8 protein-coding genes are annotated in these 8,280 nt (G+C 73.4%); 4 read left to right on the forward strand and 4 right to left on the reverse strand.

Annotated features, from left to right (window positions below; translation table 11 throughout):
• The 3 genes from G3I41_RS01710 to fxsA form a co-directional block, all read left to right on the forward strand.
• A partial coding sequence (locus G3I41_RS01710; protein ID WP_164398517.1) for an amidohydrolase family protein occupies positions 1 to 1,094 on the forward strand: 1,094 nt, incomplete at its 5' end.
• Positions 1,095 to 1,621: 527 nt separating this feature from the next.
• Complete coding sequence (locus G3I41_RS01715) at positions 1,622 to 2,389, forward strand: polyprenol monophosphomannose synthase (protein ID WP_164398518.1); 768 nt, start codon at positions 1,622 to 1,624, stop codon at positions 2,387 to 2,389.
• A gap of 55 nt (positions 2,390 to 2,444) precedes the next feature.
• Positions 2,445 to 3,035: an FxsA family membrane protein gene (fxsA, locus tag G3I41_RS01720; RefSeq protein WP_164398519.1), complete on the forward strand. Its 591-nt coding sequence runs from the start codon at positions 2,445 to 2,447 to the stop codon at positions 3,033 to 3,035.
• 136 nt (positions 3,036 to 3,171) lie between these two features.
• On the opposite strand, the gene G3I41_RS01725 is transcribed toward fxsA, so the two are convergent.
• The 4 genes from G3I41_RS01725 to G3I41_RS01740 all read right to left on the reverse strand — a co-directional run bounded on the left by G3I41_RS01725 (position 3,172) and on the right by G3I41_RS01740 (position 6,654).
• Positions 3,172 to 3,546: an RNA polymerase-binding protein RbpA gene (locus G3I41_RS01725; protein ID WP_003959706.1), complete on the reverse strand. Its 375-nt coding sequence runs from the start codon at positions 3,544 to 3,546 to the stop codon at positions 3,172 to 3,174.
• A 274-nt stretch (positions 3,547 to 3,820) separates the two neighbouring features.
• Positions 3,821 to 5,197, reverse strand: coding sequence for an MFS transporter (locus tag G3I41_RS01730; protein ID WP_164398520.1), 1,377 nt, complete (start codon positions 5,195 to 5,197; stop codon positions 3,821 to 3,823).
• A gap of 54 nt (positions 5,198 to 5,251) precedes the next feature.
• The gene (locus G3I41_RS01735) at positions 5,252 to 6,016 is read right to left on the reverse strand and encodes a glycerophosphodiester phosphodiesterase family protein (RefSeq protein WP_164398521.1); all 765 of its coding nucleotides are present in this window, start codon (positions 6,014 to 6,016) and stop codon (positions 5,252 to 5,254) included.
• The gene (locus G3I41_RS01740) at positions 6,013 to 6,654 is read right to left on the reverse strand and encodes a hypothetical protein (RefSeq protein ID WP_164398522.1); all 642 of its coding nucleotides are present in this window, start codon (positions 6,652 to 6,654) and stop codon (positions 6,013 to 6,015) included. The genes G3I41_RS01735 and G3I41_RS01740 overlap by 4 nt, the downstream gene beginning before the upstream one ends.
• A 102-nt stretch (positions 6,655 to 6,756) precedes the next feature.
• Here G3I41_RS01740 and G3I41_RS01745 point away from each other — a divergent pair, with 102 nt between their 5' ends.
• The gene (locus tag G3I41_RS01745; protein ID WP_164398523.1) at positions 6,757 to 8,253 is read left to right on the forward strand and encodes a PLP-dependent aminotransferase family protein; all 1,497 of its coding nucleotides are present in this window, start codon (positions 6,757 to 6,759) and stop codon (positions 8,251 to 8,253) included.
• Positions 8,254 to 8,280 lie beyond the last annotated feature (27 nt).

An 8,280-nucleotide genomic window follows, 5' to 3' on the forward strand; every position in this document is an offset into this window, starting at 1 on the left:
CCGCCCACCACGCCGTGCGCGCGGCCGCCCACGACGCCGTCACGCCGGCCCAGCGCACCGCCGCCCAGCGTGCCGCGCTGCGCCACGCCGCCTCCCTCGGCATCGGCAGCCTCCACGAGTGCGGCGGCCCCGACATCTCCGACGAGGACGACTTCACCGGGCTGCTGAAGGTCGCCGCCGAGGAAGCCGGGCCCCGGGTCTTCGGCTACTGGGCCCAGGAGGTGGCCGACGAGAAGGACGCCCTGCGCGTCCGCGAGCTCGGCGCCGTCGGCGCGGCCGGCGACCTCTTCGTGGACGGCTCCCTCGGCTCGCACACCGCCTGCCTGCACGAGCCGTACGCCGACGCCCCGCACACCGGCACCGCCCACCTGGACGCCGCCCGGATCGCCGCCCACGTCGCCGCCTGCACCGAGGCGGGGCTCCAGGCGGGCTTCCACGCCATCGGGGACGCGGCGCTCTCGGCGGTCGTCGAGGGGGTCGGGGCCGCGGCCGAGAAGGTGGGCCTCGCCCGGATCCGCGCCGCCCGGCACCGCGTCGAGCACGCGGAGATGCTCACCCCCGAGACCATCGCGGCCTTCGCGGAGCTCGGCCTCACCGCCTCCGTCCAGCCCGCCTTCGACGCCGCGTGGGGCGGCGAGGAGGGCATGTACGCCCAGCGCCTGGGCGCCGGACGGGCCGCCACCCTCAACCCGTACGCGGCGCTCCTGCGGGCCGGTGTGCCGCTCGCCTTCGGCTCGGACAGCCCGGTGACCCCGCTCGACCCGTGGGGGACCGTGCGGGCGGCCGCCTTCCACCGGACGCTGGATCACCGCGTCTCGGTCCGGGCCGCCTTCGCCGCGCACACCCGGGGCGGCTGGCGGGCCCTGGGGCGGGACGACGCGGGGACCCTGGTGCCCGGCGCCCCGGCCGACTACGCCGTCTGGCGCACCGACGAGCTGGTGGTCCAGGCCCCGGACGACCGGGTGGCGCGCTGGTCGACCGACCCCCGGTCCGGGACGCCGGGACTGCCCGACCTCAGCCCCGGCGCCGACCTCCCGGTCTGCCTGCGCACCGTGGTCCTCGGACAAACTGTCTACGTAAGGCCGAACGAGTGACGTGCGGACATTCCGGTCCGCCGATCGAAGGCGGGCCGGCTCTTCCGCTACCTGGGGATCTTCGGGACTGACCAGGCGATTTCGGTAATCGATGCAGGTCAGGCAAGTATTGACAGAATGCGCCCATCGGCCGGTAGGTTCGGCCGAGTCCACCACAGGACGTCCGACCGGTGAAGTCTCCACGCAGTCGTCGAACGCCGCTGGGTCACGGGGTGGTGTGCCGCACCGGCGCACCACCACTGACAGCCAGGTTCAGCGCCCGCGCCTCGGGGGCGAGGGAAGGCTTCAGCCGGACGGAGGGTGCGACCCGGGTGGGGCCCGGACGTTCAGTAGACAACGGCTCTAGGTCGACCCGCAGCCAGCGGGTCCCAGGTCGGCCCGAAGGACACCGGGCCCCGATCCGCACTTCTGTCCCCGATTCCGCTCTTCTGTCCGCCGCGACTCCCGCGCCACCCCGACCGGGTCGGTATTCCGCGCCGCCGCGCTCGATATGGTGTGCACCTGTGTACGGACGTGAGGGGCAGTAAGTGAACGACGGCGGTCAGCGGCAATTCGGCCCGCTCGGCAGTGTCTTGGTGATCATCCCGACCTACGACGAGGCCGAGAACATCAAGCCGATCGTGAACCGGGTACGCGCCGCCGTGCCGGAGGCCCACATCCTCGTGGCCGACGACAACAGCCCCGACGGCACGGGCAAGCTGGCCGACGAGCTCGCCGCGGCCGACGACCACGTCCACGTCCTGCACCGCAAGGGCAAGGAGGGGCTCGGCGCGGCCTATCTCGCCGGCTTCCGCTGGGGCATGGACCACGACTACGGCGTGCTGGTCGAGATGGACGCCGACGGCTCCCACCAGCCCGAGGAGCTGCCCCGGCTGCTCACCGCGCTCAAGAGCGCGGACCTGGTCCTCGGCTCCCGCTGGGTGCCCGGCGGCCGGGTGGTGAACTGGCCCAAGTCCCGCGAGATCATCTCCCGCGGCGGCAGCACGTACTCCCGGCTGATGCTGGGCCTGCGCACCCGCGACGTCACCGGCGGCTACCGGGCCTTCCGCGCCGACACCCTGAAGGGCATCGGCCTCGAAGCGGTCGCCTCACAGGGCTACTGCTTCCAGGTCGACCTGGCCCGCCGCGCGGTCGACGCCGGCTTCCACGTGGTCGAGGTCCCGATCACCTTCGTGGACCGCGAGGTCGGCGATTCGAAGATGAGCAAGGACATCCTGGTCGAGGCGCTGTGGCGGGTGACCGCCTGGGGCGTCACCAGCCGGACGAACAAGGTGCTCGGCCGCCGTACCCCCTGAGCCGGACCGTCACCCCCTTACGGCGTACGGACGCGTGGCCAGGCACACTGGGGGCATGACGACCGGCACACCGCCCCCGACCGCCCGCAGGCGCTCGCGCGCCCGGACCTTCGTACCTCTCGCCGTCGCCGCCTGGGCGGTGCTGGAGATCTGGCTGCTGATCCTGGTGGCGGACGCCGCGGGCGGGCTGACCGTCGTGATCCTGCTGGCCGCCGGGATCGTGCTCGGCGCGGCGGTGATCAAGAGCGCGGGCCGTCGGGCCTTCCGCAATCTCACGGAGACACTCCAGCGGATGCCGGGGCAGCCGGGGGGCGAGGGCTCCTCGCCCGTCGCCCCCGAGAGCGGCCGGGGCAACGGCTTCCTGATGCTCGGCGGGCTGCTGATCATGATTCCCGGCCTGCTCTCGGACGCGGCCGGGCTGCTGCTCCTGATCCCGCCGGTGCGCAGGGCACTCAGCGGCTACGCGGAGCGCTCGCTGGACCGGCGCATGCGGACGGCCGCCCCCGGCGGTTTCTCGGACGCCTTCCAGCAGGCCCGCATCCACCGCCCCGACGGCAAGGTGGTCCAGGGCGAGGTCATCCGCGACGAGCCGCCCCGCGACCGCCCGGGCCCGAACGACGAGCCCCGCCCGCCGCTGACGCGGTAATCCGTGCGAGCCCGTCCGGCGATCGAGGACGCTCCCTGACGGAGACGGGGGCGGGCCGCGGTACATGACAAAGCCGCGGGTCCGGTACGCATCGCGTACCGGACCCGCGGCTCTGTCGCGGTGCCGTGCTAGCGGGTCACGCAGACTTCCTGCTGTCCCGAGGGTGCACGGCGATGTTCATCGCCCCGGAGCGCAGGACGGCCAGCCGCTCGGCCAGCACCTCCTCCAGCTCCTCGCGCGTGCGCCGCTCCATGAGCATGTCCCAGTGCGTACGCGCCGGCTTGCCCTTCTTCTCCTCGGGGCCATCCCCGTCCACCAGGAGTGCCTGGGCGCCACACGCCTTGCACTCCCACTCCGGCGGAATTTCCGCCTCTACCGAGAACGGCATCTCGAATCGATGTCCGTTCTGGCATGCGTACTCCACCGCCTGGCGCGGGGCCAGATCGATGCCGCGGTCCGTCTCGTAGCTGGTAACCACGAGTCGCGTGCCGCGGAGAGCTCGCTCACTCATGAATCGTGCCTCCCGGGCTTGTCGCCCACAGGACAGGTGTCGCTGTCGTCGTCAATCGGTCAACGTCCGGTCGGCGGCAAAGATTCCCGTTGCCGGTCATGCGTCGCCCGTCGAACCGCTGATTTTCAGGTTTCCCAGGGTTCAAGTACCCGCCCATACCCGGTTTGTCACCTTTGACGGAAGTTGTCACCCAACGGTTCGTGAAGTTCCACTCGCCGTAACGGTCACCCGGGGCAGGCCAAAGGCGTACACTACCGGCCTTTTACTTCAACGTCTAAATCCGCTCGGGTACGGGGTTTCCCGCCGCCGCCACCGCCCGCCTGAGCGGGACCCGCGCGAGCAGCACCGAACCCACGGCGAAGAAGACCACCAGCGAGATGATCGCGTCCCGGTAGCTGCCGGTCAGCTGGTAGGCGAGACCGAACACCAGGGGCCCCAGCCAGCTCAGGCCGCGGTCGCTCATCTCGTACGCCGAGAAGTACTCCGCCTCCTTGCCGCGCGGCACCAGGTGCGAGAACAGGGAACGCGACAGCGCCTGGCTGCCGCCCAGCACCAGGCCGATCGCCGCCGCCAGCACATAGAAGAAGACGGGCGACCCGGCGGGCAGGAAGTAGCCGGCGACCAGGATCAGCGTCCACACCACCAGGGAGCCCAGGATCGTGCGCTTCGCGCCGTACACCCGGGCCGTCCGGCCCATCGCCAGCGCCCCGGCCACCGCGAGCACCTGCACCAGCAGCACCGCCGTGATCAGCGTCGACTGGCCGAGGCCCAGCTCCTCGGAGCCGTACACCGACGCCTGCGAGATCACGGTCTGCACGCCGTCGTTGTAGACGAGGTAGGCGAGCAGGAAGGACAGCGTCAGCGGATGGCGCCGCATGTCCGCCAGCGTGGCCCGCAGCTGACGCCACCCCGAGCCCGTCGCCGCACCGCGGCCGCCCGGCTCCACCCGGCGGTCACGCAGCCGGCGCAGCGGGATGACGGTGAAGACGCCCCACCAGAGGCCGGCCGACGCCAGGCAGATCCGTACGGCCTCGGACTCGGACAGGCCGAAGGAGTCGTGGCCCGAGTACAGGATCAGATTCAGTACGAGGACCAGCGCCCCGGAGGTGTAGCCGAACGCCCACCCCCGCGAGGAGACGTCGTCGCGCTCCTCGGGTTCCGCGATCTGCGGCAGATAGGAGTTGTAGACCATCATCGCCACCGCCGTCGCGGCGTTCGCCACGATGAGCAGGAAGGCGCCGAGCAGATAGCGGTCCCCGGCCAGGAAGAACATGGCGGTCGTCGCGGCGGCCCCGGTGTACGCCGTCGCCGCGAGGAGCGGCTTCTTGCGGCCCGTACGGTCGGCCGCCGCGCCCACCACGGGCATCAGGACGATCGCCAGGACGAGCGAGGCCGACACCGCGTACGCGAACAGGGACCCGGCGCGCACCGGGATGCCGAGCGGGTGGACGTAGCCGTCGGAGTCCGCGGCGGCCTTGGCGACCGACGTCAGATACGGGCCGAGGAAGACCGTGACGACGCTCGTGGAGTAGACGGAGCACGCGAAGTCGTAGAAGTACCAGCCGCGCTGCTCCCTGCGCCGCGCGGCCGGGCCGTCCGGGCCGGAGGTGCCGTCGGCCGGCTCGGCGGTGTCTGCGGTCTCGGCCGTCATGGCGCCCCCCTGGAAGCTCCCCGTGCGGACGCCGGCCGCGCGGGGAGCGGCGGGTCAGGCCCAGGCCCCCCGCTCGCTCAGCACCGTGCGCAGCGTCTCGATGTGATCGGTCATGATGCCATCCACCCCGAGGTCCAGGAGAGCGGCCATCCGCTCAGGTTCGTTCACCGTCCACACATGCACCTGGAGCCCTCGCGCGTGGGCCTCGCGCACGAAGCGGCGGTCGACGACCCGGACGCCGTTCTGACTCTCCGGCACCTGCGCGCACACCGCTCCGGCGCGCAGCGGGGCCGGGATGCCGTACGAGCGCAGCCGCAGGCCGAGTACCCCGCGCACGCCGTACGAGGTGGCCAGGCGCGGGCCGCCCAGCCGGTGCGCCCGGGCGACCCGGGCCTCGGAGAACGAGCCGACGCACACCCGGTCCCAGGCGCCCGTCGCCCGGATCAGCTCCAGGAGCGGCCGCAGGGCGGCCTCCGCCTTGACGTCCACGTTCCACCGGGCTTCGGGGAACGTCTCCAGCAACTCCTCGAACAGCGGCAGCGGCTCGCGCCCGGCGACCCGGGCCCGGCTTATCTCGCTCCAGGGCAGCTCCGCCAGGCGGCCCCGGGCGTCCGTCACCCGGTCGAGCGTGGCGTCGTGGAAGGCGACGAGCCGGCCGTCCGCCGAGGCGTGCACATCGGTCTCGAAGTAGCGGTACCCGGCGTCGGCGGCACGGCGGAAGGCGGCCGCCGTGTTCTCGGCGCCGTCCGCCGCGCCGCCCCGGTGGGCGAACGCGAGCGGGGCGGGGTGGTCCAGATAGGGATGGCGTTCGGAAGTCACCGCCGCAGTATGGACCGCCGGGGCGCGGACGCCCCGGCCGAGGGGGCGCCCTCCCCGGGTATCGCGAAGACACGCAGGAAGACCTGGGCGAGCGGGCCGATGGCCAGGGCGTACAGCACCGTGCCGACGCCGACGGAGCCGCCGAGCAGGAAGCCGGTGACCACGACGGCGATCTCGATCGCCGTGCGCACCAGCCGGATCGACCTGCCGGTCCGGCGGTGGAGCCCGGTCATCAGACCGTCCCGGGGTCCCGGGCCGAACCGGGCGCTGATGTACAGCCCCGTCGCCGCCCCGTTCAGCACGATCCCCGCCACCATCACCCCCGCCCGCGCCACCGGCCCGTGCGCCTCCGGGACCAGCGCCAGCGTGCCGTCCATCGCGATGCCCACGGCGAACACGTTCGAGACCGTGCCGAGCCCCGGCCGCTGCCGCAGCGGGATCCACAGCAGGAGCACGGTCGCGCCGATGATGATCGAGACCACGCCGATGCTGATCCCGGTCCGCTCGGCGAGCCCCTGGTGCAGCACGCCCCACGGCTCCAGGCCGAGACCGGCGACGACCAGGAGGGCCGAACTCGCCCCGTACAGCGCGAGCCCCGCGTACAGCCGGACCAGCCGACGAGTGAGGATCCTGGACAAGACGTGCCCCCTGGTGTGGTGGTGTTGGACTGCTCCGTGTCACTCTGTGGCAGGGGATTGGCTGCCGGACATGGCCAATCCGAGGAAGGTGGACTGATTCTCATGGCGCAGTGGACTTCGGCGGTGGGCGCGGCCCAGCTGGCCCGGCAGCTCCAGGCCCAGCAGCGGCCGGCAGGGCCCGGCAGCCGCCGCCCGCCCGCCTACCGGGCCCTCGCCGACGGCATCCGGCTGCTCGTCCTGGAGGGCCGGGTCGCGGTCGCCGCCCGCCTCCCCGCGGAACGGGAACTCGCCCTCGCCCTCGCCGTCAGCCGCACCACGGTCGCCGCCGCCTACGAGGCGCTGCGGGCCGAGGGCTTCCTGGAGTCCCGGCGCGGCGCGGGCAGCTGGACGGCGGTCCCGGCGGGCAACCCGCTGCCCGCCCGCGGCCTGGAGCCGCTGCCGCCCGAGGCCCTGGGCTCCATGATCGACCTGGGCTGCGCCTCGCTCCCCGCGCCCGAGCCCTGGCTGACCCGGGCGGTCCAGGGCGCCCTGGAGGAGCTCGCCCCGTACGCCCACACGCACGGCGACTACCCCGCCGGGCTGCCCGCGCTGCGCCGGATGATCGCCGACCGCTACACCGCCGACGGCATCCCGACCATGCCCGAGCAGATCATGGTCACCACCGGGGCGATGGGCGCCATCGACGCCATCTGCCACCTGTTCGCCGGACGTGGCGAACGCATCGCGGTGGAGTCCCCGAGCTACGCCAACATCCTCCAGCTGATGCGGGAGGCGGGCGCCCGGCTGGTCCCGGTCGCCATGGAGGAGGGGCTCGGCGGCTGGGACCTGGACCGGTGGCGCCAGGTCCTGCGGGACGCCGCGCCCCGGCTCGGCTACGTCGTCGCGGACTTCCACAACCCGACCGGGGCGCTGGCGGACGAGGAGCGCCGCCGGGCGCTGGTGGACGCCGCCCGCTCGGCCGGCACGGTCCTGGTGGTCGACGAGACGATGCGGGAGCTGCACCTCGACGAGGACGTGGCGATGCCGCGCCCGGTCTGCGCGTTCGACCCGGCCGGCAGCACGGTCCTGACCGTGGGCTCGGCCAGCAAGGCGTTCTGGGCCGGCATGCGGATCGGCTGGGTACGGGCCGCCCCCGATGTGATCCGCAGCCTGGTGGCCGCCCGCGCGTACGCCGACATGGGCACCCCCGTCCTCGAACAGCTCGCGGTGAACTGGCTGATGCGCACCGGCGGCTGGGCGGAAGCCGTGCGGCTGCGCCGGGAACAGGCCCGGGAGAACCGCGACGCGCTCGTCGCCGCGGTGCGCCGGGAACTGCCGGAGTGGGAGTTCTCCGTGCCCGGCGGCGGGCTCACGCTCTGGGTGCGCACCGGCGGCCTCTCCGGCTCCCGGCTCGCGGTCGCCGGGGAAGGGGTCGGGGTGCGCGTGCCGTCCGGGCCCCGGTTCGGGGTCGACGGCGCGTTCGAGGGCTATGTACGGCTTCCCTTCACGGTCGGCGGCCCGGTCGCGGACGAGGCGGCCCAGCGCCTGGCCCAGGCCGCCCGGCTGGTCGGCGCGGGCGCGGGGGCGGGCATGGAGGCACCGCGCACGTTCGTGGCGTGAACGGGCGGCAGGACGCGGAGCCCGGCG

This window comes from Streptomyces sp. SID9727, from assembly GCF_010550605.1.
GTDB lineage: Bacteria > Actinomycetota > Actinomycetes > Streptomycetales > Streptomycetaceae > Streptomyces.

What these genes read in the sequence shown, in the direction of transcription:
- G3I41_RS01745 (WP_164398523.1), top strand. Translation starts at nt 6,757, where the DNA reads ATGGCGCAGTGGACTTCGGCGGTGGGCGCGGCCCAGCTGGCCCGGCAG.
- G3I41_RS01725 (WP_003959706.1), bottom strand. Translation starts at nt 3,546, where the DNA reads ATGAGTGAGCGAGCTCTCCGCGGCACGCGACTCGTGGTTACCAGCTAC.
- G3I41_RS01730 (WP_164398520.1), bottom strand. Translation starts at nt 5,197, where the DNA reads ATGACGGCCGAGACCGCAGACACCGCCGAGCCGGCCGACGGCACCTCC.
- fxsA (WP_164398519.1), top strand. Translation starts at nt 2,445, where the DNA reads ATGACGACCGGCACACCGCCCCCGACCGCCCGCAGGCGCTCGCGCGCC.